Here is a 22697-nt window from a genome sequence, read left to right on the forward strand (position 1 = left end):
CTAGACAGCTCCATCAAGCCAGGAGGCCTCGCTACGTCACAAGACCCGAAGTGTCACCAACGTCATGGCCGAGTACAGCTAGGCGCTCGCGGACACCGAGGACGATGCGGTCTCGTCGTCGGCGGCGTTCGCGAAGACGACCCCACCCCACGTGATGACGGCGATCGCGAGCACGAAGCCGACCGCGGCGATCCACCACGACGACTTCCGACGGATCCACGCGCCGATCGCCAGCACGACCGTGGCGACGCCGATCACGAACGCGCCGCCAACCGCGATGGCCGTGCCGCCGATGTACCCGCCGGGCGAGCACCCGGCCGAGGCATCGCAGGTCGCGGTCGCCGAGATGACCGCGATGATGCCGACGACGGCGGTGACGATGGTCATCACGGCGCCGAAGGCCAGCAGCAGCACGGTGGAGATCCGGTCGGCGAGCTTCGCCGGCGGGAACAACGTGGTGCCGCTGCGCTCCCAGGCCGCGCGCTGCGGGTCCTGGGGGCCGGGCGAGGACTGCGGCGGACCGCCGGGGACGTTGGACCAGGTCATGGGAGCAGTCCTACCGCGCTTCCACGCCGAACGCCTGTGCGAGCCGCTGGATCTTCTGCGCCCGACCCAGGCGGGGCAGGTCGGAACCGTCGCGGATGACCTTGCCGCGGGCCTCGAAGTCGTCGAGGAAGTCCTGCGCCCAGGCGACGTCGGTCGGCGTGGGGGAGATGACCTCGTTGATGACGGGCAACTGCTCGGTGTCCAGGCAGAGCTTGCCGGTGAGGCCGAGCGACACCGCGACCTGCGACTGCTCCCGCAGGATCGGGTGCGACGACCCCACCGTCGGGCCGTCGATCGGGCCGGGCAGGTCGCCGACGCGCGAGGCGACGACGAGCTTCGATCGCGGGTACGCCATCGCGAGGGTGTCGGCGCTCGTGCCGGTGTCGCGGCGGTAGTCGCCGGAGCCGAACGCCAGTCGGAACGCGCCCTGGGCCCGCGCGATCGAGACGGACTCCTCGATGCCGAGCGCCGACTCGACCAGGGCGATCACCGGGGTCTGGCCGCCGAGCCGGTGCCACGTGTCGGTGACCTGGGCCGGGGACTCGGTCTTCGCGAGCATCACGCCCTGCAGTCCGGGCAGGCCGCGGAGTTCTTCGACGTCGTCGGCCCAGAAGTCGGTCGTGACGTCGTTGATCCGGACCCAGGCCTCGCCGCCTCCGGCCAGCCACGCGGCGACGCCCTGCCGTGCCGAGGGCTTGGCGGCGGGGTCGACGGCGTCCTCGATGTCCAGGATGATCTGGTCGGCGCGGGACCGCTGGGACTTCTCGAACCGGTCGGTCGCGGTGCCGGAGACGAGCAGCCACGAGCGGGAGATCTCGGCGGGGACCGATCGACGCCGGTTCGGCGTGGGGGCGGACGGGGTGGTGCGGTCGTCGATGGCCATGCCCCGTTGGTACCACATCGGACGCGTTGCACCGCAGATCCGACGCGTCACACCGCAGATCTGACGTGCGGTGCGTCCGTCGGAAACCCCGAAACCTCGGTTCATTGCCAGAGAGGGCGCTCGTTCCCGCCTACAGTGTCGGATGTGTGGCGAGCGGACAGGGCGACCGACGGTGAGGACGACGTGAACGACGACGTCCCCGTCGAGGGTGCCCACGAGCGCCCGGATGACGAGCGAGACGACCGCGGTCAGCGAGACCACCGCGACGAGCGAGACGACCGAGACGAGCAGCAGGACGTGGACGAGGACCGGACCGACGACGAACCGGACCGCACGCTCCGCCCGGAACTGCAGCTGACCAGCCCGCAGGCGATCAGCCTCGGCGATCCCCGGCTGCAGGCGGGCAACGCGGCCGAACCGACGTGGGACGGCTGGCGCGGCCAGCTCACCGGCGTCGGCGGAACGAGCCCGCTCACCCACTTCAGCGACCACCCCCGCGCGCGCATCGAACTGTCGACGACGCACCCGGGCGGCCTCGCCCAGTTCATCACCGGCAAGACCACCCTGCTGTCCAGCCTGATCCGCGACGAGGTGGCGCTCCGTGCCGCCCGCGTCGCCGCCGGCCAGGTCGAGGCGAAGGGCACCGAGCTCGCCACCGTGCGCGGGATCGACGCCGTGAAGCTCGGCATCGGCATGGCCGACTGGAAGCACGGCGACGAGCAGTTCCGCGGGCCGGTGCTCCTGCGCCCGCTGGCGATCCGCCGCCACGGGCGGGACTTCGAGGTCCGGCTCCTCGGCGAACCCGTGCTCAACCCGGGTCTCGCCGACGCCCTGCACGAGCAGTTCGGCGTCATCCTCGACGCGCAGTCGTTCGTGGCACTCGCGCAGCAGGACGGCTCGTTCACCCCGAACCCCGTCATCGACCGCCTGCGTGGCCTGACCGCGCACATCCCCGGCTTCTCCGTGCACGCCCGGCTCGTGGTCTCCACGTTCGCCGAGGTCGCGACCGGTCTGGTCGAGGACACCGGCGACCTGTCCCACCCCGTGCTCGACGCCCTGGCCGGCAACCCGAGCGCCAAGTGGCAGGTCGAGCAGTCGTACCACCCGGTCGAGCAGACCCCGTCGGACGAGCGCAGCCCGGAGACCGACACGCTGCTGCTCGACGCCGACGACGAGCAGGAGAACGTGATCGCGCAGATCGCGGCCGGCAACTCCATCGTCGTCAAGACCCTGCCCGGCACCGGCGGCACCCAGACGATCGTGAACGCCCTGGGTGGCCTGGTCGCCGCGAACAAGCGCGTCCTCGTGGTGAGCCCGCGCCGTGCGACCCTGCGGGGCATCGCGGCGCGCTTCGGCGAGGTCCAGCTGCCCGGCGTCGCGGTCACACCGTCGACCCTGCGCCGTGACGTCGTCCGTGCCATCGCCCGGAACGAGAAAGCGGCCCGTCCGAACCTGCGCGAGGTCGACGACGCCCTGGTCCGGCTCCGCAAGGTGCTGAAGGACTACCGCGGTTCGCTCACCCGCAAGGACGCCGACTTCGGCGTCTCGGTGCTCGACTGCCTGGTCGAGCTCTCGCGCCTGTCGCTCCTGCCGGTCCCGCCGTCGACGACCGCGCGGCTGTCGAAGCAGTCCGTGGCGTCCATGGTCGAGGGGCGCTCGCGCGTCGCCGAGACGATGGTCAGCGCGGCCAACCTCGGTGAGTTCCGCTACGGCCCCGACGACTCGCCCTGGTACGGCGCGAAGTTCTCCACCAGCGACGGTGCCCAGCGCGCCCACCGCATCGCGAAGGACCTCGACTCCGACGGGCTGCCGACGCTGCTCCGCCGGGCGCACGACCTGGTGAGCTCGACGCACATGCGCCAGTTCACGACGATCAACGAGCTCGGCATCTACCTGCGCCTGCTCACCGAGATCCGTGACACCCTCGACCGCTTCCTGCCGGTGGTCTTCGATCGCTCGGTGTCCGAGCTCGTCGCTGCCACCGCCCCGCGTGGCGAGGGCGCTCCGATGTCGTCGACGAACCGTCGTCGCCTGAAGAAGCTCGCTCGTGAGTACGTCCGCCCCGGCGTGCACGTCTCCGACCTGCACGAGGCCCTGACCCGGGTGCAGCAGCAGCGCGTGCTGTGGCAGCGCTACGTCGCGGCCGGCGTGAACCCCGAGGTGCCCACGGGCATCGCGGACGTGCAGGTGCTGTTCTCGAACGTCGCCGAGGACCTCGCGCGGCTCGACGAGCCGCTCGGCCGGACCGAGCGCGACCGTCAGCTCGCGAACACCCCGGTCGACCAACTCGTCCCCACCATCGCCGAGCTCGCGGCCGAGTCCGACGTCCTGCACAACCTGCAGGAGCGCACCGAGCTCATGCAGACCCTGCGCGACCTGCAGCTCCAGCCGCTCATCACCGACCTGGCGAACCGGCACGTGCCGGACCTGCAGGTGCCGGCCGAGCTCGAGCTCGCCTGGTGGCAGTCCGCCCTCGAGACCATGCTCGAGTCCGACCGGGCGCTGCTCGGCGCGAACACCGACATGCTCGACCGGGTGGAGGCCGACTTCCGCCTCGTCGACGACGCCCACGCAGCCGGGGTCTCCCAGGGCCTGGCGTGGCAGCTCGCCGAGAACTGGAAGGTCGGACTCGTCGACTGGCCGGAAGAGGCCACAGCGCTGAAGACCCAGCTGCGCGAGGGTGCGATCACCTCGCGGCTGCTCCAGGACTCCGCACCGCACCTGTCCCGGTCGATCGCGCCCGTGTGGCTCGCGAGCCCGTACGAGGTGTCGCAGATCGCCGACACGATGCCGTTCGACACCGTGATCCTGGTCGACGCCGGCGCTGTGACGATCGCCGAGACCGTCGGAGCAGTCCGTCGTGCGCGCCAGACCGTCGTCTTCGGTGACCCGGTCACGCAGACGCCGTCGCCGTTCCGCATCGCCGTCGACCCCGAGCACCGTGCGCTGCAGGTCGACGAGGGCACCCTCGACGCCTTCCACGCCGACTCCGCCCTGGCGAAGCTCTCCACGCTGCTGCCGACCCTGTCGCTCTCGCGGTCGTACCGCGCCGGCGGCGAGGACCTGGCCGAGCTCGTGAACCGTCGCTTCTACGGCGGCAAGATCGAGTCGCTGCCGTGGGCCGGTTCGTTCCTCGGGCACGGCTCGATCGCGCTCGACTACGTCAGCGACGGCAAGGCCGTGCCGGACCCCGAGTCCGGCGCCGTCGAGAGCGTCGACGCCGAGGTGGACCGCGTCGTCCGCCTCGTCATCGACCACGCCCGCACCCGCCCGTCCGAGTCGCTCATGGTCATCACCGCCTCGGCGAAGCACGCCGTGCGCGTCGAGCAGGCCGTGCTGACCGCGGCGCAGGGCCACAAGGACCTGACCGAGTTCGTCATCGGCGACCGTGCCGAGCCGTTCATCGTGGCGACGCTCGAGCAGTCGGTGGCGCAGAGCCGCGACCGCGTCGTGTTCTCGATCGGCTACGGCCGCACCCCGCACGGCCGCGTCCTGCGCGACTTCGGTCCGCTCGGCAAGCCCGGCGGCGAGCGGCTGCTCGCGGTCGCGATGACCCGTGCGCGCCGCTCGATGGTGATCGTGACGTGCTTCCAGCCGTCCGACATCGAGGCCGAGCGCATGGGCCACGGCACCGTCGCCCTCGCCGAGATCCTGGCCGAGGTGCGTGCGCGCACCACCGCCGAGTACGTGCCGGACGACTCCGACCCGCTGCTCGTCGACCTGGCCCGCCGACTCGAGATGCGCGGCATCCCGGTCGCACTCGGACACCGCGGCAAGCTCGGCCTGGTGGCCGCGCACGGCGGGGTCTGCGTCACGATCGAGACCGACGCGTCGCTGGTCAAGGGATCGCTGCGCGAGTCACTCCGCCTGCGCCCCGAGGTCCTGCGCCGACTCGGATGGCACTACGTCCGCGTGCACGCGTTCCAGCTGTTCTCCGACCCGGACCGCGTCGCGAACACGGTCGCCGCCGTGCTCGGTGTCGACCGTGGCGCCACGCAGGAGATCTCGATCCCGCCGATCCCCGCCCGCCGGTGAACACGCAGGATCTCGATCCCCGCGTGCCCGCCATCGGCCCCGCACGCCGATGACCGACCGGCCGAGTCGGCGGGCCTCCCGGCCCGCCGGTCCGGTGACGCCGGAGACGGACCAGCTGGTGGGCACGTGGACGCGAGCCGACGACGCGTCGTCAGCCGCGCCTCCCGTCCGGTCAGCGTCTCCGGAACGCGACACGGACGACCTGTCGGGAGGCCCGGTGCGGCGCCGCAGACGCGTCACCACCCAGCCGGTGCCGGGCTCGGACCCCACCCCCGCGCCGGAGCCGGCGCGGCACGGATCCGGCGAGAACGATGTCCGTCTCCGGGCGGACGTCCCGCCCCACTGGTAGCAGGTAGCCTGGCCTGCGATGACTGACACCGTGCGGGAGCGCCCCGACTGGCAGACCTGGCCGAACCTGATCTCGCTGTTCCGGCTGCTGCTGATCCCGGTCTTCGTGTGGCTCGTCGTCGCCGGACACCCGGGTTGGGCGTTGGTCGCACTCGTCGTCATCGGCGTGAGCGACTGGGCGGACGGCTTCATCGCGCGCACGTTCGACCAGGGCTCGAAGCTCGGCAAGGCGATCGACCCCGTCGCCGACCGACTCGCCATCATCGCGATCGTGCTGTCGCTCGTGTTGACCGGCTTGCTGCCGTGGTGGGTCGTCGCCGTCGTCGTGCTCGTCGACCTGGTGCTCGTGGTGCTGTCGAGCGTGCTGTTCCACGGCAACCCGGACCTCGACGTCACGTGGACCGGCAAGATCCGCTCCGCGCTGCTCTTCGTGGGCCTGCCGGTGCTGCTGTTCTCGGCCGTGCACGCCGTCGACGAGAACGCGCCGTGGGTGCGGATCGTCGCACTGGTCTTCGTCTACCTCGGCACCGTGGGCCACGTCCTGGCGGGTATCCAGTACGCGACGGCGATGTTCGCCAAGCGCCGAGCGGTCACGGCCGCCTGACGCGCCCCCTGCCGCAGCGTGACGCCGGCTGCGGCCGGTAGCGCACGATCGCGCCCCCGAACGGGCATCGCGCCCCGAAGAGTCGGGGCGCGATGGCCGTGGAGGGGCGCGATCGCGGCGCTTTCGGCGGGGACGACCCTGCTAGAGCTTCGTCGAGCCGCCGATGCCGGGTCCCTCGGGAGCGGTGTTCGGGGCGATGTGCGCGCCGGTTCCCGTGCTCGTGGAGACGCCGTTCTGGGAGCGGAGCAGGTCGCGGATCTCGAGCAGCACCTCGACGTCCGTCGGGGGCACGTCCTGCGGGGTCTGCTCCTCGTCGTTCTTGACGCGCTCGAACGCCACCTTCTTCAGGTGGTTCACGGGTACGACGAGCGCGAAGTACACGACCGCGGCGACGATGACGAAGTTGAGCACCGCGCCGATGATCGCGCCGAACAGGATCTTCGCGTCCCCGCCGGAGACCGTCGGGATGTGGACGACGAGCGCCTTGTCGAGGCTCGACGCGTTGAAGACCGCGCCGATCAGGGGGTTGATGAGGCTGGTGACGATCGCGGTGACGATCGCGGTGAACGCAGCACCGATGACGACTGCGACGGCCAGGTCGATGACGTTGCCGCGGAGCAGGAACTCCTTGAAGCCCTTCACGGGACTCCTTCCGGTCGAGGACAGCCGCCGGACGGCGACCCCATCAACCTATCGGCGAGGAGCGCTCGTGGTCAGGAGGCGCTGGGCTTCGGCGTGCTCGGCTTCGACTCGGTCTTGGCCGGGGCGGACTTCGTCTCCGACTTCGCCGGCGTGCTCGACGAGCCCTCGGACTTCGGCGCCGGGCGCGAGTCGGTGCGGTAGAAGCCGCCGCCGTTGAACGTCACGCCGACGGGGGAGAACACCTTGCGCAGGACACCGCCGCACACCGGGCACTCGGTCAGGGTGGCGTCGGAGAACGACTGCTTGATGTCGAACGCGTTGTCGCACTCGGTGCAACGGTACGAGTAAGTAGGCACGTCAGCTCCGGAACGTGATGATGCGCGACGGCGTGATGATGCCGTCGACGGGTTCGTCGTGGGGTTCGCGCGGGACCTCGTCGAGGTACTCCGCGTCGAAGATCACAGCATAGACGGGCGGGCGCTTCGCCATGGACCCGAGGGTCTTGTCGTAGTAGCCGCGACCCCATCCCATCCGGACGCCGTCGTGCCCGACCGCAGCCGCGGGGGCGAGGATCGCGTCGACGTCGTTGATGGCGATCGGGGACAGGACCTCGCCGACGACCTCGGGCATGCCGAAGATGCCCTCGGTCTCGCTCTCACCGTCGCCGACCGCCCAGTCGAGCAGGCCGTCCTCGCGGGTGACCGGCAGCAGCACCCGGATGTCGTGCGCGAACGCCCAGTTCAGGAACGGCCGGACGTTCGGCTCGTCCGACGCCGACAGGTAGAGCGCCAGCGAGGTGACCTGGCGCTCCTCGGCGAAGCGCTGCAGGGTCGCGGTGAGCGCCGCACTGTCCGCGTCGCGTTCCGTCGTGGTCCGGGTGCGCCGCCGCTGCCGGAGTTCGGCTCGCAGGGCGCGCTTCTCGTTCCCGAGATCAGCGATCATGCGCAGGAGTCTACCGAGCGCATCCGTTGCGGCTTCCCGCCGGGAAACGCGCTGATGCCGTGTCCCCAGTAGCGATGACATGCCCCGGAAACCCGGATCGGATACGGTCTGGGGCATGGGCTTCCAGATTTCCAAGGCGGTGATCCCAGCGGCAGGGCTGGGCACTCGCTTCCTCCCCGCGACCAAGGCGATGCCGAAGGAGATGCTCCCCGTCGTCGACAAGCCAGCCATCCAGTACGTGGTGGAAGAGGCTGTCGACGCAGGACTCACCGACGTCCTGATGATCACGGGCCGCAACAAGAACGCACTCGAGAACCACTTCGACCACGTGTCGGAGCTCGAGGAGACCCTGAAGAAGAAGGGTGACCACGAGAAGCTGCAGAAGGTCAACCAGTCGACGGACCTCGCCGACATGCACTACGTGCGTCAGGGCGACCCGCTCGGCCTCGGCCACGCGGTGCTCCGCGCGAAGATGCACGTCGGCCGCGAGCCGTTCGCCGTGCTCCTCGGCGACGACATCATCGACGCCCGCGACCCGCTGCTCAAGCGCATGATCGAGGTCCAGGGCGAGAAGAACGCCACGATCGTGGCGCTGCTCGAGGTCCCCGAGTCGCAGACCCACCTGTACGGCATCGCCACGGTCGAGCCGACCGACACCGACGACGTCGTGAAGATCACCGGGCTCGTCGAGAAGCCCCCGCAGGGCGAGGCGCCCTCGAACCTGGCCATCATCGGCCGCTACGTCATCCGCCCCGAGGTCTTCGACGTCCTCGAGAAGCAGGAGCCCGGCAAGGGCGGCGAGATCCAGCTCACCGACGCGCTCATGAAGATGGCGAGCGCCGAGGAGTGGACCGGCGGCGTGTACGGCGTCGTGTTCCGTGGACGCCGGTACGACACCGGTGACAAACTCGACTACATCAAGGCGATCGTGCAGCTCGCCTCGGACCGCGAAGACCTCGGCCCCGACCTCAAGTCGTGGCTGAAGGAGTTCAACGCGGGCGAATGAGTCGGCCATCCCGCCCGGGACCGTGCACACGGACCCGGGCGGGACACCCCGTCCCGCACAGCGGCGGGATCCCGGAGGAACCAAGCGATGACGACGATCCCGACCCTGTCCCACGGGCGGGTCACCATCCGGCCCCTCCGGCTCCGTGACACGCGCGACCTCGACCTCGCGCTCGCGTCGAACCGTTCGTGGCTCCGCACTTGGGAGGCCACGAACCCCTCAGGACACGTCTCCACCGACGTCCGCGGCAGCATCCGCGCGCTCCAGGCCAACGCCCGCGCGGGACTCGGACTGCCGTTCGCGATGGAACTCGACGGCCGGTTCGTCGGGCAGCTGAACGTCTCCGGCATCACCTACGGATCCCTGGCCAGCGCCTCGATCGGCTACTGGGTCGTCGAGGACGCCGCCGGACACAACGTGACCCCGATCTCGGTCGCCCTGGCCGTCGACCACTGCTTCCGCGCGGTCGGCGTGCACCGCATCGAGATCTGCATCCGACCCGAGAACGCCCCGTCGCTGCGCGTCGTCGAGAAGCTGGGCTTCCGGTACGAAGGGCTGCGCCGCCGGTACATCCACATCAACGGAGACTGGCGCGACCACTTCTGCTTCGCGCTCGTCGCCGAAGAGGTCCGCGAGGGCGTCCTCGAGCGCTGGGTCCGCGGGCAGGTGCCGCCCGGCCTCGGTGCCGTGCCGCTCGCGGCCCGTGACGAAGCGGCGCTGCCGATCACCACCACGCCGCGTCTCTGACGGGAGGCCCGTGGCACGTCCCACGGATTCCGCCGCGACACGCGCAACACGCGTTCCGCAATCACGCGACGGGGATACCCCCGCCCCTACCGTGTCCCCATGGCAGGAATCGGCTCGTGGGGTGGCGGCATCGTCCTGCTCGTCGCGGCCGTCCTCTGGCTCGTCTACCTGATGCCGTCGTGGGCTGCCCGACGCCAGTACCTGGCCACCGAACGCAACGCGATCCGACTGCAGCAGACACTGCGGATCCTGGCGCAGACCGCTGAACTGCCCGACGAGGTCCGTGTCGAGATGAACGCGAAGTCCCTGGCCGAGGCGCAGCGCGTCGCCCGGTCCGAAGAGGCCAAGCGCACCGCGATCGTCCGCGCCCACGAGGCCGCACGTCAGCGCGAGATCACCCGTCGGCTCGCGGAGCAGGCTCCCGTCCTCGAGCGTGCGTCGTCGGTGCCCGCACTGACCGCGATGCGCATGCGACGCTCCCGGCTCGGAGCCACCCTGTTCGGCACGCTCGGCGTCGTCGTCGCGCTCGTCGTCTTCGTCGCAGCGCCCGCCCTGTGGCTCGTCGGTGTCGCGGGGCTCCTCGCCGCGGGTGGGTCCGCAGCGGTCCTTGCCCAGCTGCACCAGGTGGCGACGGCACGGAAGACCCGTGTCGCGGCGGCCGAGGCGGGCGCGACCCGTGCCTCCCGGCCTGCGAGCACGTGGACGGACCCGGCGCCGCCGCTGACGACCGAGCAGTCCGCAGAACCCGCGCAGGACCGCAGCTGGACCCCGAACCGGGTGCCGAAGCCGCTGTACGTGGAGCGACCGACAGCGCCCGCTGCCTCGCCGGAGTCGTCCGCCGAGCTCGCTGCGCGACTCAAGGAGCGCGTCGCCGAGGCCAAGGCGGAGGCGGATGCCGAAGCCGCTGCCATCCGAGCGGGCGAGGCCGACCCGTCGCTCGCCCGGGTGTCACGTATGCGGCCCGAGCTCGAGGACGCTGCCGCGTCGCTGTCCGCCCACGATCAGGGGCGTCTCGCCGAGCGGCTGGGGCTGCGTGCTCCCGCAGTACCGGAGCTCGTCGCGGAGACGCCGGACGAGCCGACCACGCCGACGGGTCCGCCGAGCAAGTGGGCCGGCATGGGTGTCCTGGACGACGACGCGTACCAGCAGGCCGACCTCGACGCGATCATGCGTCGGCGCCGCGCGGTCTGACCCGCGGCACCAGCGGCACGCCGAACGGCTCTCCACGATTTCGGATCGGCCGAACGGTGGTGCTAGTGTGATCGAGCACTTGGGGCTATGGCGCAGTTGGTAGCGCGTCTCGTTCGCAATGAGAAGGTCAGGGGTTCGAATCCCCTTAGCTCCACCAGGTAGCAACACGAACGGCCCGGAACCCACAGGTTCCGGGCCGTTCTGCTGTCGTCGTGCTGTGGACGAACAGGGGTGGTGTGTTGTCCGACGCACCGCCTTAGACTCCCCGTGCGCCGGTGGGCGCTTCCGGCCCGCCGGGCCCGACCAGGGGGAGAGCATGTTCCGTATCAGTCGTCTCATCGCGACCGTCGCGACCACGGTGGTCGTCGTCGCCGGCATCGTCGCCGTCGGTCCGTCCTCCACCGCGTCCGCAGCGGTCACCCCGCTGGGAGTCGACATCTCCTGGCCGCAGTGCGGCCGCCAGGTCCCGACCGACCAGGCGTTCGGCATCGTCGGCGTCAACGGCTCCCTCGGCAACACCACGAACCCGTGCCTCGCCGAACAACTCGCGTGGGCTGGGCGGTCGGTCGGGGGTTCGACCCAGCCGAAGACGCAGCTGTACGTGCTGTTCGCCAATCCGGGCCTCGCGGCGTCGGTCTGGCCCACGTCGAACAGCTACCAGGGCACGGTGCCCACCAACCCGTTCGGCAAGTGCGTGACCAAGGGTGGCAAGAAGCAGGTCACCCTGGCGTGCTCCTTCATGTACGGGTACGCCCGCGGGTACGACGACGTGAAGAGCCGTGGCGTCGCGAGCCCGTCCGCGTACCGCTGGTGGCTCGACGTCGAGACGGGGCTGTCGTACCAGCGGGACACTGCCCAGAACCGCGCGGCGATGCAGGGCATGATCGTCGGGCTCAAGGCCGGTGGCGTGCGCACGATCGGCATCTACTCGAACGGTTCGCAGTGGAAGACCATCGCGGGCACGGTCAAGTCGAGCAGCCCGCTGCGCGGCCGGTCGAACTGGATCGCGATCGGCAAGGGCACGATCACCAAGGCACGGAAGACCTGCGCCGGGACACCCCTGTCGGGCGGCAAGATCGCGATGGTCCAGGTCGAGGTCCCCTACGGTTCCAGGACCATCGACCGCGACGTCTCCTGCACCTGACCGGCTCGAGGCCGACGGGCCCGGTGCCAGCTGGCACCGGGCCCGTCGTCCGTCATCGTGCCGAGCGGACCCGCCACGGCCTGAGTGTCAGCTCGCGAAGCTGTCCGTCAGGACACCCGCCTGCGCGAAGGACGTGTGGATCGCGTTCGCGGCCTGCTCGAAGGCGCGGTTGCCACGCGAGATCCCGATCGCCCCGCCCTTGATCGCGGACTTGCCGGAGCCGCGCAGCAGTCGAGCGACGGTGCGGCCGTCCGCGGTGACCATGATCTGCACGTCGAGCCGGGTGTGGAAGGTGCGGTCGTTCGCGAGACCGCCGATGAGGAGCGTCAGCCCCATGCTGCCGCGGGTGGCCCGGAGCGCGCCCTGTTCGGCGTCGTCGACGGTGTAGCCCTCGCGGGCGAGGGCCTCGCGCACCCGTGCGCGAGCGGTCTCGGGGTCGGTGGCGACGAAGAAGTCGTGGCTCTCGGGCATGGTCTGCTGATCCTCTCGAACGCGTCCGTGCGGACACGGAGGACGCTCGCCCCCCGGAGACGATCATGCCGTGTCGGAACGTCAGGTGCGTCGCTTACGCTGGCTGTGTCATGACTGCCTCGATGAACCGCCGCGCACTCCTGTCCCTCGCCGGTGTCGCCGGGATCGGGCTCGCGGTCGCCGCGTGCTCGTCCGGCAGCGACGATGCCGGCAAGAAGAACGGCAGCGGCAAGAGCGACAACGCCGGGGACGGCAACGCCGGCAAGAGCACGACCACCCCGAAGCCCGTCGCGAAGTCGTTGACCCCGGCGCAGGTCCCGCTCGTCGGCGGCGTCACGGTCACCGTCGCTGGCACCGGCCTCGCCGCGGTCAAGGGCGTCACCGTCGGCGGGGTGGCCGCGCGCGACGTCACGGCCACGGGCACGAAGGTCACCTTCACGGCCCCGCACCAGGCGATGTACACCGCTGGTGACGCCGCCGTCGCGCTCTTCACCGAGTCGATCGAGCCGAGCCCGTCCGCCAACCAGTCGTCCGACGGCAACGGCAGCGCCGCGAACGACGGGCAGACCGGCGCGACGCAGGACTCGGCCACGGCGACACCGACCCCCACGGCTGCGCCGGTGCCCGATGCGTCCACCGCGGTGGCGACGTCGTCGATGGCCTACGCCGCGCTGACCGATGTCGACCGGCAGCTCCAGTACGCGATGGCGCACTGGAAGGACTACAACCTGTCCGAGTACGGCACCATGAACCCGATCGGTGGCGACTGCGCGAACTACGTCTCCCAGACGCTCATCGCCCGCGGTTGGGAGCAGCGCTCCGACTGGTACAACCGGGCTGCCGGTGCCGAGCACAGTGCCACGTGGACGTACTGCCCGACGATGGACCCGTGGCTCGAGACGAACGCCGCGGAGTTCGGTCTGACGCGTCGGAGCTCGGACGAGCGCGACGAGGTCAAGGTCGGCGACATCGTGTTCTACGACTGGAACGCGAACGGATCGCCGGACCACACCACCATCGTGTCCGAGGTCTTCACCGAGCCCGACGGCACCATCCGCATCAAGTCGGCGAGCCACAACCAGGACGGCCCGTACCGCGACCTCGACGAGATGATCACGGTGCAGCACCCGGGCGGGACGGCCTGGTTCCACACCTTCGACGCGTAGCCCGACGGGCCCGCGCAGCGCTCAAGCGCACCGCGAGCCGCTCAGGGGTACCCGAGGAACCAGAGCAGCACGATCGCGACGGGCTGCAGGCACACCCCGACCACGAGCCACGTCACCGCTCGCCGCCGCGTCCGCACGAACACGTCCGACCCGAGCAACGGCGCCATCGGCATGAGCAGCCGCGGCAACGACTGCTGCGGCAGGAACACCGCGACCAGGTACAGCCCGTACGACGCCGTGAACGCGAGCACGTCCGGTCCGAGGGACCGGGTGCTCCTGCGCGAGAAGAACCACACCGCGCCGACGAGCACCGCGACGACGAGCACGATGCCGAGCGGTCCGAGCCACGTCGAGGCCATCGTGAACCACGGCGTCAGCGGGGCGAAGTGCTGTCGCCCGACGAACCCCACCCACCACGACAGTTCGGTGTCCAGGTAGGCGTTCGGCCGCCCGGTCACCGCCGAGGCGATCACCGGCCACGCCAGACCCGCCGCCGCGACGACGAGGCCGGAGACCACGATCGCGATGCGGTCACGCCACGGGAACACCTCGGCAGGTCGAGCAGACCGGCGGGACCCGACCCACCGGACGACCAGGTGCACGGCCAGCGCCACGGCCAACGCGAGGACCCCGGGTTTCGTGAACGCCGCGACCACCCCGGGCGGCGCGATCAGCCAGTACCGCCGTCGGACCAGCGCCAGCAGCGCTCCGAACAGCAGCACGAGCAGCAGGCTCTCGGCGTAGGCGACCTGCAGCAGGAACCCGGTCGGCGCGAACGCGAACAGTGCGGTGGCCCAGCGGGCCCGGTGCGAGCAGCCCACCGCGAGCACGAGCCGGTACAGCAGGACGCAGGCCCCGGCGCCGGCGATAGTCGCGACGAGCACGCCCGCGACCCAGAACGACGCACCCGTCAGGGCCATGACGGCACGCACGATGGCCGGGAACACCGGCAGGAACGCCCAGGCGTTCGGCGCGACGTGGCCCGCATCGTCGAGGGGGAGCGTGGCCGGGTACCCGTGCTCCGCGATGGTCCGGTAGAACGAGGCGTCCCACGATCCGGAGAACGTGAAGAACGACGGGTCCTGCCGGTACGACGCGAACGTCCAGTCGTTCGCGGTCGCCAGCACGTACATGGTGGCGAGCAGCAACGTGCTGACCAGGCGCGAGGCGGCCCAGATGAGCAGGGGCGCGGTCCACGCGCTGCGGGGTCCGGTCAGCAGGCTGCGCACCCCCGACCGGGAGGCCCGGCTCGTCTCCGCCACGCTCGTCACCCGCCCGATCCTCGCAGACCAGGGCCCGTGCCCGCGTCAGCGGGCGGCCACGCGTTGGGCTGCGCGCCGACCTGCCCTCATGGTGAGCAGCGGTGGTCGGGTCCGTTTTCCGGACCCGACCATTCCTGCTCACGAAGTGCGGGCCTCCCGGCTAGCGACCGGTGACCGCGCGACGGATCTGCTCGATCGGGACCTTCGGGGAGCGGTCGGCGTTGAGCAGGCCGTTCGTCTCCTGCATGGTGTCGGTCAGCTGCGTGTAGCAGGAGCCGGCCAGGAACGAGCTCGCCCGGATCGCGTCGTACAGTGCCGTGATGCGGGTGACCCAGTCGTCGCCGTCGGTGGCCGAGGTGTAGCCCCAGCCGTCCTCGCGCTGTGCACCCGGCTGGTAGTTCACGCCACCGAACTCGGTGAGCATCACCGGCTGGCCGAGGTCCTGCGCGCCACCCACGAGCACCCAGCGGTCCGACGGGCCGAAGTGGGTGAACAGCGCCGTGCGTGCTGCGTCGTCGGCGTAGGTGCGGGCGAGTGCGTCGCCTGCACCCTCGTAGTCGTGGATCGTGACGATGTCGGAGTTGGTGTGCTCCCACCCGTCGTTCGAGATCACCGGACGCGTCGGGTCGATCGCCCGCGTGACGTCGGCCAGGGACCGGGCGTAGGCCTGCTGCGCCGGGTCGGTGGCGATGTGCTGCACGCCCCAGCTCTCGTTCGCCGGCACCCACGTGACGATCGACGGGTGCGAGGCATCACGCTCGACGGCGTCCATCCACTCGCGCATCAGGCGCTGGACGGCTCGCGGCGAGAAGGCGTAGGCACCGGGGGCCTCGCCCCAGACCAGGATGCCGAGTCGGTCCGCCCAGTACAGGAACCGGGGGTCCTCGATCTTCTGGTGGTTGCGGGCCGCGTTGAAGCCGAGCTCCTTGATGAGCTCGACCTCGCGGCGCAGTGCTCCGCGCGACGGCGCGGCGATGTGCGAGTCCGGCCAGTAGCCCTGGTTCAGGACACTGCGGACGTCGTAGCTGTGGCCGTTCAGCAGGAAGGTGCCGCCGTCGACGCCGACGGTGCGGAGCCCGAAGTAGGACGCGACGGAGTCGATCGGCGTCGTGCCGGTACGGGGGAGGAGCGAGACCGTGGCGTCGACCAGGCGCGGGGCGTCCGGGGTCCACTGCAGTTCGTCCTCGGCCTGCCCGTTCGTCTGGCGCGCGATCGGCACGACCACGTCGAACTCGTCCGAGGTGTCGCCGAGCGTGGCCTCGACGGTGGCGAGGTGCTCGTCGCGCTCGTCCCACCGGGCGACGACGCGCATGCGCTCGCCGCCGGTGCGGCCGCCCGCGATCCGGACCGTCAGGCGGACTGTGGCGTGGTCGACGTTCGTCCAGCGCAGGTACTCGATCGAGGCGGTCGGCACGGCTTCGAGCCACACGGTCTGCCAGATGCCGGTGGTGCGGCGGTACCAGATGGCGTGCGGGTCCTCGTGCCAGTCCTGCTTGCCGCGGGGCTGGGTCAGGTCGTGCGGGTCGTCCTCGGCGCGGACGACCAGGGTGTGGACGGCGTCGGGGTCGGTGGCGAGGGCGTCGGTCACGTCGAACGAGAACGGCGTGTGGCCGCCCTCGTGCTCGCCGACGAACTGGCCGTCGATCCAGACGCGGGCGCGGTAGTCGACGGCGCCGAAGTGCAGGACGAGTCGGGGTGCGGCGGTGCCGTGACCGGCGGCCTCGAGGTCGGCGCGGGTGATCGCACGGGAGTACCAGACCACCGGGTGGAAGCCGGGCTCGTCGATGCCCGAGGCGACGGACTCGGGCGGGAACGGCACGACGATGTCGCGGGCGTCGGGGAACCCGGTGCTCCAGGCGGTGTCGTCGCCGTCGTTCCGGAAGGACCACGTGCCGTCGAGGTCAGCCCACGCGGTGCGGAGCATCTGCGGCCGGGGGTAGGTGCCGTCCTGCCGCGAGGCGAGGGGGAGTGCGGGAGCGGATGCGGTGTCAGGTGCGGCCACGGTGCCGTCGAGCGTGCTCATGGGTCCATGCTCCCGCGCTGGTACATCGTTGTAAAGAGTGTCGCAACGATTGCCATCCGGAGAACCCGGCGGTCGCCTGGGGGCGACGTCAGGCGATCGCGGCGTCGCGCGTCAGGACCATCACGTCCATGCGTCCCTGCTGCACGACGTCGCCGCGCTGGTTCCGCAGTGAGACCGTCCGCTCGACGATGCCGGTCGTGCCGGAGCTCGTCAGGCGCGTCGACAGGATCTCGACCTCGCAGGTCACGGTGTCCCCGATGAACACCGGCGCGGTGAACCGCCACTGGTCGATCCCGAGCAGTGCCACGGCCGACCCCTCGAACACCCCGGTCCGTGCGATCAGCCCCAGGCAGAGCGAGGTGCCGAGCAGCCCGTGCACGACCCGCTGGCCGTACCGGGTCTTGCCGGCGAACTCGACGTCGGTGTGCACCTGGTTGTTGTCGTTCGTCCACGAGGCGAAGGACACGACGTCCGCCTCGGTGATCGTGCGACCCGGGGTCGTGAAGGTCTGTCCGGCGGCGAGGTCCTCGAGGTAGTGGGGCACGTCCGCGATTCTCGCAGAGGAGCGCGACGAGCCTCACGCCCGGCCGCGCTCACAGTCGGGCGAGCACCTTCCGCGAACGTCGCAGCCCCCGCTCGAGCACGGCGTGCTCGGCCGTCGCCAGCGCCCCGTACCCGAAGGTGTCGGCGCCGTCCCGGGCCGCGGGCCCGGAGAGCCGCCGGTAGGCATCTGCCGCGTGTGCCGCGTCGAGGGCGTCACCGAGCGTCTCCTGCACCCGCCGCAGCCGGCCGAGCCGCCGCTTCCCGAGGTCGGCGACGTCACCGGCTGCCTGCAGCGCGTACCGCAGGCGCCGTGCCGCCTTCCGGATCTCGTGCAGGACGTCGAGACCCGCCGCACCACCGTCGAGCAGTCGTCGGACCCGAGCGCGCTCGCGGTCGATGCGCTTCGCCACGAAGGCAGCGGCCGCGTCGTCGGCGTGCGGTCCGGCCGGGGCGCGGAGCAGCAGGCGATCGAGCGCGTCGAGGGTGCGGAACCAGTCGTCCGAGCGCAGTGCCTGGCGGAGTTCCGATGCGGCCGCGCTGCGGAGTGCCGCCGCCTGCTCGCCGATCCGGTCCAGCGTCGGCGCGTCGACGAAGCCCTCGGGGGCCCGCGCCGCTGACCGGAACAGCCCGCCGTGCAGGACCTCGGCATCGCGGGCGACCCCGGCGACACGTCCGGCTTCGGCGAGGGCGGCCCGCAGTGCCTCGGTTGCCTCGCGGTCGAGGGCTCCGCGGTACGCCGCGAGCACGCTCCGCAGCCGACGGACCACCTTCCGGAAGTCGTGCACCGACTCGTGGTCGTCGGCGCGGGCTCGGGGGTCGACCGCGACGAGGTCGGCGCGCAGCGACTCGAGGACCCGCAGCACGAACGCCGCAGCGGTGCCCGAACGTGGTCGCTTCGCCCGGTTGCCGCGCCGCTCCGGGGCGAGCACGGGGGCGGGCGCAACCGCGACCGCCGAGGTCGACGGCGGCTCGGTGGCCGCGTCGTCCAGCGCTCGCTCCGCGGCCCGTGCCGTGGTGCCGTCCCGCCCGTCGTCCGACAGGGCCCACCACCGTGCGGACCGCAGCACGGAGGTGTCCGGGTCGCCTTCGTCCACCCGGACGTCGGCGATCTCGGCTCGGACCCGACCGTCCTTGCCGCGCAGGGTCACGAGCGTCGTCGTGGTGTCCCGGAGGCGGACCGTCGCCACCGCCCGCCCGCGCAGGAACACCTCGACCCCGTCACGCGGGGGCTGCTCGCCGTCCGGTCGATCGAGGTCCGCGCCCACCGGCACCGGGCCGTCGCCGTGGTCGAGGCTCCAGGCGCCGTCCTGGGCGCGGGTGAGCGTCACCCCTTCGGCCGCGAGCACGTGCTCGTCGGAGTCCCACACGGTCTCGCGGAGTGTCACGGGCTCGTGCCGTTCGACGGCGGATGCGAGGGGCTCGAGTGCTGGCAGTCGGCGGTCGTCGGGGATCCGCCAACTCCGGCGGGGATCGGTGCGGGCGGTGTCGGGGGGCGGGGTGCTGGCTCGGCATGTCCGCAAGTGTCGTCCGCCAGCACCCGTGCGGTCCGAGCGCAGGCGCGTTCTGTGGACGGGCGGCCCAGAACCGCGAGCTGTGCAGGGATGAGGAACGGACTCGGCACCTCGCCAGCACTCGGCGCGTACGGTCCGCTGCATGAGCGACGGAGCCCGCCACCCCAGCGACACCGCACCCGACACCCGCGACACCGCACCCTCGAGCGCCACGGCACCCCCGAGCGACACAGCCCCGAGCGCCACGGCCCCGAGCGACCACGACCTCGAGTCCTGGATCGCCGACCGCCGGTGGTACGCCTCGAAGGGGTCCGTGCCGCGCCTCCGCACCCTCTCCACCGCCGACGGCACCCGGCTCGTCCTCGACGAAGCCCCCGCAGCACCCGCGGCTCCGGTCCTCTACCAGTCACCCGTGACCAGCGGCCCCGACGGCACGATCGCCGACGCCACCACCGACCACGCGTGGATCACGGCGCTCGCCGCACGCATCGACGCGGACCCGCAGAGCCTCCGCCCCATCGGCACCGTCACGGCTGCCCGCGTCCTGACCGGCGAGCAGTCCAACACCTCGGTCATCTGCGACACCGAGTCCGGTGCCCGCGTCATCATCAAGGTGTTCCGCGTCCTGCACCACGGCGACAACCCCGACGTCACGACGCAGCTCGCGTTGTCCGCAGCCGGCAGCGCACGCGTCCCCCAGGTCTACGGCGCACTGCGGGGCAGCTGGCCCGACGTCGGGCAGGGCAGCGGCACGGCGACCGGTCACCTCGCGTTCGCGCAGGAGTTCCTGCCGGGCCTCGAGGACGCCTGGCGCGTGGCCCTCGAGGAAGCGCACGCCGGCACGCCCTTCGGCGATCGGGCCGAGCAGCTCGGGGCGGCGCTCGCCGACGTCCACCGCACCCTCGCCGAGGCACTACCGTCCGAGCCCGCCGACGAGGCGCGACGACGGACCGCCGTCGCGACGATGCACGAGCGGCTCGACACCGCCGCGCGCGAGGCCCCGGCGGTCGCCGAGCACGCAGACGCGATCCGAGCGGTGTACGCGGCGGCGACGGCGACGCCCTGGCCGGACCTGCAGCGCATCCACGGCGACCTGCACCTCGGGCAGGTGCTCGCTGCCCCCGAGCCGCGCGGGTGGGTCTTCCTCGACTTCGAGGGGGAGCCGCTCCGTCCCCTGGCCGAACGCTCGTTGCCGGACGTCACGCTCCGTGACGTGGCCGGCATGCTCCGGTCGTTCGACTACGTCGCCGGAGCCCTGGCGCACGACGCGGAACCGGTCGACGCAGCGGGCTGGGCGGACGAGGCACGCGTGCGGTTCCTCGACGGGTACCAGCGGGGGACCGGCACCGACCTCGGCGCACACCGGGAGCTCCTGGATGCGTTCGAGCTCGACAAGGCCGTCTACGAGGTCGTCTACGAGACCCGGAACCGACCCGACTGGGTCGGCATCCCGCTCACGGCCGTCACGCGCCTGGTCGGCCGCAGCGGGTCCTGACCGCGCACCCGAAGGCGGACGGGAGGCCCGTGGCGATCCCGCCACGGGCCTCCCGTCGAACGCCGTGACGGACAGTGCCCGTCGTGCGTCAGCCGCCAGCCGTCAGTTGACGGGGCCGGTGTACTTCTCGCCCGGTCCGGCGCCCGGTGCGTCCGGGATCGCCGACGCCTCGCGGAACGCGAGCTGCACCGAGCGCAGCCCGTCGCGCAGCGGACGGGCGTGGTGGTCGCCGATCTCGGTCGCCGCGGCGGTGACCAGTCCGGCCAGTGCGGTGATGAGCTTGCGCGCCTCGTCCAGGTCGGTCTGCTCCTGGGGGTCGTCGGCCAGGCCGACCTTCACGGCGGCGGCACTGAGCAGGTGCACGGCCACGGTGTTGATGAGTTCGACGGCCGGCACCTCCGAGATGTCCCTGGCGGCGTCGATGCCGCTGCCGTCGTCGTCGATCGGGGTGTCGGTCACGGTGCTCCTCTGCTAGACTCGCTCGCGGCAGATGCTGTCCGTGTGCCATCAGGTTCTCCTGAAGCGCTCGGACGGTGTCACGAAAGAGGAGTCTCTCCCACCCGCGGCCGCGTTCCACCAGGCTACCGGGTCACCACCGCTCCACGAGTGCACAGCAACTGGGTGCACACGTCGGTCGGGTCCACGGATCCGACGCAGGGCGGCTGCCGAACGGGTTCCGATCCGTGCGTCAGATCTCCTCTCTCGTGCTGTCGTCCAGGGCAAACGTCCCGGACGACCACCACCTGATTGAAGGAGCTCCGCATCACCGATCCCCGTACCAACGACCGAATCCGCGTTCCCGAAGTCCGACTCGTCGGCCCGCAGGGTGAGCAGGTCGGCGTTGTCCCGATCGCCATGGCACTGCGCCTCGCGCAGGAAGCCGAACTGGATCTGGTCGAGGTCGCGCCGAACTCGAAGCCGCCCGTGGCCAAGATCATGGACTACGGCAAGTTCAAGTACGAAGCCGCTCAGAAGGCCAAGGAAGCCCGTCGCAACCAGGTGAACACGGACCTGAAAGAGGTCCGTTTCCGCCTGAAGATCGACGTGCACGACTACGAGACGAAGCGCAAGCGCGCCGAGGGGTTCCTCCTCGGTGGCGACAAGGTGAAGGCGATGATCCTCTTCCGTGGCCGCGAGCAGTCGCGTCCGGAGCAGGGTGTCCGTCTCCTCCACAAGTTCGCGGAGGAGATCGCCGAGTTCGGCGTCGTCGAGTCCCGTCCCACCCAGGACGGCCGCAACATGACGATGATCATCGCCCCCCTGAAGAACAAGTCCGACGTCAAGGGCGAGCAGAACGCGAAGCGCGCTGCACAGAAGGCCGAGCGTCGTGCCACCGAGCACGCTGCGAAGGACCACTCAGACGCCGAGACCGAGACCGAGGCCCCGGCCGAGGTTTCCGCGCAGGACACGGCACCGGCCAAGAGCGACGCTCCCGCCGAGTAGGTCACCCAGACCGACCCCGCAACGACGCGGCTCCCATCCATCCCACGGAAAGGCACCACCATGCCCAAGCAGAAGACCCACTCCGGGTCGAAGAAGCGCTTCAAGATCACCGGTACCGGCAAGGTCATGAAGCAGCAGGCCGGTATGCGTCACAACCTCGAGGTCAAGAGCTCCAAGCGCAAGGCCCGCCTGAACGAGGACCAGGTCCTCTCCAAGGCAGACGCGAAGAACGTCAAGAAGCTCCTCGGCCACTGAGCCCCCGGATCGTAAAGGAATAGTGCAATGGCACGAGTAAAGAGAGCGGTCAACGCCGCCAAGAAGCGCCGCGTCATCCTCGAGCGCGCCGAGGGTTACCGCGGCCAGCGTTCGCGTCTGTACCGCAAGGCCAAGGAGCAGGTCACCCACTCCCTGGTCTACGCGTACCGCGACCGTCACGCGAAGAAGGGCGAGTTCCGTCGCCTGTGGATCCAGCGCATCAACGCTGCGTCCCGTGCGAACGGCCTGACCTACAACCGTCTGATCCAGGGTCTGGGTCTCGCCGGTGTCGAGGTCGACCGTCGCATCCTCGCCGACCTCGCGGTGAACAACCCCGAGACCTTCACCGCGCTCGTCGAGACCGCGAAGAAGGCCCTCCCGGCCGACACCTCGGCCCCGAAGGCTGCGTAGTCAGTTCTTCTGCTCGCGAAACCCCCGCC

General features: G+C 71.0%; 22 protein-coding genes and 1 tRNA gene. 12 read left to right on the forward strand and 11 right to left on the reverse strand.

The window, feature by feature from the left end:
• Positions 1-78: 78 nt before the first annotated feature.
• Both ITJ69_RS18630 and ITJ69_RS18635 read right to left on the reverse strand, forming a co-directional pair.
• Entirely contained in the window at positions 79-546 is a 468-nt protein-coding gene (locus tag ITJ69_RS18630) for a DUF6264 family protein (RefSeq protein WP_194673636.1), read from the reverse strand.
• A gap of 10 nt (positions 547-556) precedes the next feature.
• Positions 557-1429: an HpcH/HpaI aldolase/citrate lyase family protein gene (locus ITJ69_RS18635; protein WP_111086303.1), complete on the reverse strand. Its 873-nt coding sequence runs from the start codon at positions 1427-1429 to the stop codon at positions 557-559.
• A gap of 183 nt (positions 1430-1612) precedes the next feature.
• Between ITJ69_RS18635 and ITJ69_RS18640 the strand changes: the two genes are divergently transcribed.
• Positions 1613-5464, forward strand: a complete 3852-nt coding sequence (locus ITJ69_RS18640) for an AAA family ATPase (RefSeq protein ID WP_416354941.1) — start codon at positions 1613-1615, stop codon at positions 5462-5464.
• Positions 5465-5831: 367 nt separating this feature from the next.
• Positions 5832-6416, forward strand: a complete 585-nt coding sequence (locus ITJ69_RS18645) for a CDP-alcohol phosphatidyltransferase family protein (RefSeq protein WP_194673638.1) — start codon at positions 5832-5834, stop codon at positions 6414-6416.
• A 141-nt stretch (positions 6417-6557) separates the two neighbouring features.
• On the opposite strand, the gene mscL is transcribed toward ITJ69_RS18645, so the two are convergent.
• From mscL to ITJ69_RS18660, 3 genes are all read right to left on the reverse strand, one after another.
• A complete protein-coding gene (mscL, locus tag ITJ69_RS18650) occupies positions 6558-7058 on the reverse strand; it encodes a large conductance mechanosensitive channel protein MscL (protein WP_133938858.1) in 501 nt (166 codons plus the stop codon).
• 71 nt (positions 7059-7129) lie between these two features.
• On the reverse strand, positions 7130-7414 hold the full coding sequence (locus ITJ69_RS18655) for an FmdB family zinc ribbon protein (RefSeq protein ID WP_131921874.1): 285 nt from the start codon (positions 7412-7414) through the stop codon (positions 7130-7132).
• Between the two features lies 1 nt (position 7415).
• Positions 7416-8000: a 5-formyltetrahydrofolate cyclo-ligase gene (locus tag ITJ69_RS18660; RefSeq protein WP_123293363.1), complete on the reverse strand. Its 585-nt coding sequence runs from the start codon at positions 7998-8000 to the stop codon at positions 7416-7418.
• A gap of 115 nt (positions 8001-8115) precedes the next feature.
• Here ITJ69_RS18660 and galU point away from each other — a divergent pair, with 115 nt between their 5' ends.
• From galU to ITJ69_RS18685, 5 genes are all read left to right on the forward strand, one after another.
• Positions 8116-9006: a UTP--glucose-1-phosphate uridylyltransferase GalU gene (galU, locus tag ITJ69_RS18665; RefSeq protein WP_111086297.1), complete on the forward strand. Its 891-nt coding sequence runs from the start codon at positions 8116-8118 to the stop codon at positions 9004-9006.
• 87 nt (positions 9007-9093) lie between these two features.
• Entirely contained in the window at positions 9094-9753 is a 660-nt protein-coding gene (locus ITJ69_RS18670) for a GNAT family N-acetyltransferase (RefSeq protein ID WP_111086296.1), read from the forward strand.
• Positions 9754-9852: 99 nt separating this feature from the next.
• On the forward strand, positions 9853-10944 hold the full coding sequence (locus tag ITJ69_RS18675; RefSeq protein ID WP_194673639.1) for a hypothetical protein: 1092 nt from the start codon (positions 9853-9855) through the stop codon (positions 10942-10944).
• 81 nt (positions 10945-11025) lie between these two features.
• Positions 11026-11101, forward strand: a tRNA-Ala gene (locus ITJ69_RS18680).
• Between the two features lie 159 nt (positions 11102-11260).
• On the forward strand, positions 11261-12088 hold the full coding sequence (locus ITJ69_RS18685; RefSeq protein WP_194673640.1) for a hypothetical protein: 828 nt from the start codon (positions 11261-11263) through the stop codon (positions 12086-12088).
• A gap of 87 nt (positions 12089-12175) precedes the next feature.
• Here the strand turns inward: ITJ69_RS18685 and ITJ69_RS18690 are convergent, their stop codons facing one another.
• Positions 12176-12559 carry a hypothetical protein gene (locus tag ITJ69_RS18690; protein WP_123340806.1) on the reverse strand — a complete coding sequence of 128 codons (384 nt, stop codon included), beginning with the start codon at positions 12557-12559 and terminating at the stop codon, positions 12176-12178.
• Positions 12560-12669: 110 nt separating this feature from the next.
• Between ITJ69_RS18690 and ITJ69_RS18695 the strand changes: the two genes are divergently transcribed.
• Entirely contained in the window at positions 12670-13725 is a 1056-nt protein-coding gene (locus tag ITJ69_RS18695; protein ID WP_194673641.1) for an amidase domain-containing protein, read from the forward strand.
• Between the two features lie 41 nt (positions 13726-13766).
• Here ITJ69_RS18695 and ITJ69_RS18700 read toward each other — a convergent pair whose 3' ends face one another.
• From ITJ69_RS18700 to ITJ69_RS18715, 4 genes are all read right to left on the reverse strand, one after another.
• Positions 13767-14996: a hypothetical protein gene (locus tag ITJ69_RS18700; protein WP_194673642.1), complete on the reverse strand. Its 1230-nt coding sequence runs from the start codon at positions 14994-14996 to the stop codon at positions 13767-13769.
• Positions 14997-15147: 151 nt separating this feature from the next.
• Positions 15148-17010: a glycoside hydrolase family 2 protein gene (locus ITJ69_RS18705; protein ID WP_194673643.1), complete on the reverse strand. Its 1863-nt coding sequence runs from the start codon at positions 17008-17010 to the stop codon at positions 15148-15150.
• Between the two features lie 88 nt (positions 17011-17098).
• Complete coding sequence (locus ITJ69_RS18710) at positions 17099-17554, reverse strand: MaoC/PaaZ C-terminal domain-containing protein (RefSeq protein WP_123293369.1); 456 nt, start codon at positions 17552-17554, stop codon at positions 17099-17101.
• A gap of 49 nt (positions 17555-17603) precedes the next feature.
• Positions 17604-18938: a CHAD domain-containing protein gene (locus ITJ69_RS18715; RefSeq protein WP_194673644.1), complete on the reverse strand. Its 1335-nt coding sequence runs from the start codon at positions 18936-18938 to the stop codon at positions 17604-17606.
• Between the two features lie 268 nt (positions 18939-19206).
• On the opposite strand from ITJ69_RS18715, the gene ITJ69_RS18720 reads away from it, so the two are divergent.
• Complete coding sequence (locus tag ITJ69_RS18720) at positions 19207-20559, forward strand: phosphotransferase (protein ID WP_194673645.1); 1353 nt, start codon at positions 19207-19209, stop codon at positions 20557-20559.
• 102 nt (positions 20560-20661) lie between these two features.
• Here ITJ69_RS18720 and ITJ69_RS18725 read toward each other — a convergent pair whose 3' ends face one another.
• The gene (locus tag ITJ69_RS18725) at positions 20662-21018 is read right to left on the reverse strand and encodes a DUF1844 domain-containing protein (RefSeq protein WP_173170823.1); all 357 of its coding nucleotides are present in this window, start codon (positions 21016-21018) and stop codon (positions 20662-20664) included.
• 288 nt (positions 21019-21306) lie between these two features.
• Here ITJ69_RS18725 and infC point away from each other — a divergent pair, with 288 nt between their 5' ends.
• From infC to rplT, 3 genes are read left to right on the forward strand one after another with little or no spacing between them, the layout of a single operon-like run.
• The gene (infC, locus tag ITJ69_RS18730) at positions 21307-22002 is read left to right on the forward strand and encodes a translation initiation factor IF-3 (RefSeq protein WP_194673646.1); all 696 of its coding nucleotides are present in this window, start codon (positions 21307-21309) and stop codon (positions 22000-22002) included.
• A gap of 60 nt (positions 22003-22062) precedes the next feature.
• Positions 22063-22257: a 50S ribosomal protein L35 gene (gene rpmI / locus ITJ69_RS18735; RefSeq protein ID WP_111086286.1), complete on the forward strand. Its 195-nt coding sequence runs from the start codon at positions 22063-22065 to the stop codon at positions 22255-22257.
• A gap of 27 nt (positions 22258-22284) precedes the next feature.
• A complete protein-coding gene (gene rplT, locus ITJ69_RS18740; protein ID WP_111086285.1) occupies positions 22285-22668 on the forward strand; it encodes a 50S ribosomal protein L20 in 384 nt (127 codons plus the stop codon).
• The last annotated feature ends 29 nt before the right edge of the window (positions 22669-22697 follow it).

The sequence above is a fragment of the Curtobacterium sp. VKM Ac-2887 genome (genome assembly GCF_015350935.1).
Lineage (GTDB): Bacteria > Actinomycetota > Actinomycetes > Actinomycetales > Microbacteriaceae > Curtobacterium.

Bases quoted from the DNA above. Each gene is read 5' to 3' on its own strand.
- ITJ69_RS18630 (WP_194673636.1), bottom strand. From the start codon at position 546: ATGACCTGGTCCAACGTCCCCGGCGGTCCGCCGCAGTCCTCGCCCGGC.
- ITJ69_RS18635 (WP_111086303.1), bottom strand. From the start codon at position 1,429: ATGGCCATCGACGACCGCACCACCCCGTCCGCCCCCACGCCGAACCGG.
- ITJ69_RS18645 (WP_194673638.1), top strand. From the start codon at position 5,832: ATGACTGACACCGTGCGGGAGCGCCCCGACTGGCAGACCTGGCCGAAC.
- ITJ69_RS18660 (WP_123293363.1), bottom strand. From the start codon at position 8,000: ATGATCGCTGATCTCGGGAACGAGAAGCGCGCCCTGCGAGCCGAACTC.
- galU (WP_111086297.1), top strand. From the start codon at position 8,116: ATGGGCTTCCAGATTTCCAAGGCGGTGATCCCAGCGGCAGGGCTGGGC.
- ITJ69_RS18670 (WP_111086296.1), top strand. From the start codon at position 9,094: ATGACGACGATCCCGACCCTGTCCCACGGGCGGGTCACCATCCGGCCC.
- ITJ69_RS18675 (WP_194673639.1), top strand. From the start codon at position 9,853: ATGGCAGGAATCGGCTCGTGGGGTGGCGGCATCGTCCTGCTCGTCGCG.
- ITJ69_RS18685 (WP_194673640.1), top strand. From the start codon at position 11,261: ATGTTCCGTATCAGTCGTCTCATCGCGACCGTCGCGACCACGGTGGTC.
- ITJ69_RS18690 (WP_123340806.1), bottom strand. From the start codon at position 12,559: ATGCCCGAGAGCCACGACTTCTTCGTCGCCACCGACCCCGAGACCGCT.
- ITJ69_RS18695 (WP_194673641.1), top strand. From the start codon at position 12,670: ATGACTGCCTCGATGAACCGCCGCGCACTCCTGTCCCTCGCCGGTGTC.
- ITJ69_RS18705 (WP_194673643.1), bottom strand. From the start codon at position 17,010: ATGAGCACGCTCGACGGCACCGTGGCCGCACCTGACACCGCATCCGCT.
- ITJ69_RS18720 (WP_194673645.1), top strand. From the start codon at position 19,207: ATGAGCGACGGAGCCCGCCACCCCAGCGACACCGCACCCGACACCCGC.
- rpmI (WP_111086286.1), top strand. From the start codon at position 22,063: ATGCCCAAGCAGAAGACCCACTCCGGGTCGAAGAAGCGCTTCAAGATC.
- rplT (WP_111086285.1), top strand. From the start codon at position 22,285: ATGGCACGAGTAAAGAGAGCGGTCAACGCCGCCAAGAAGCGCCGCGTC.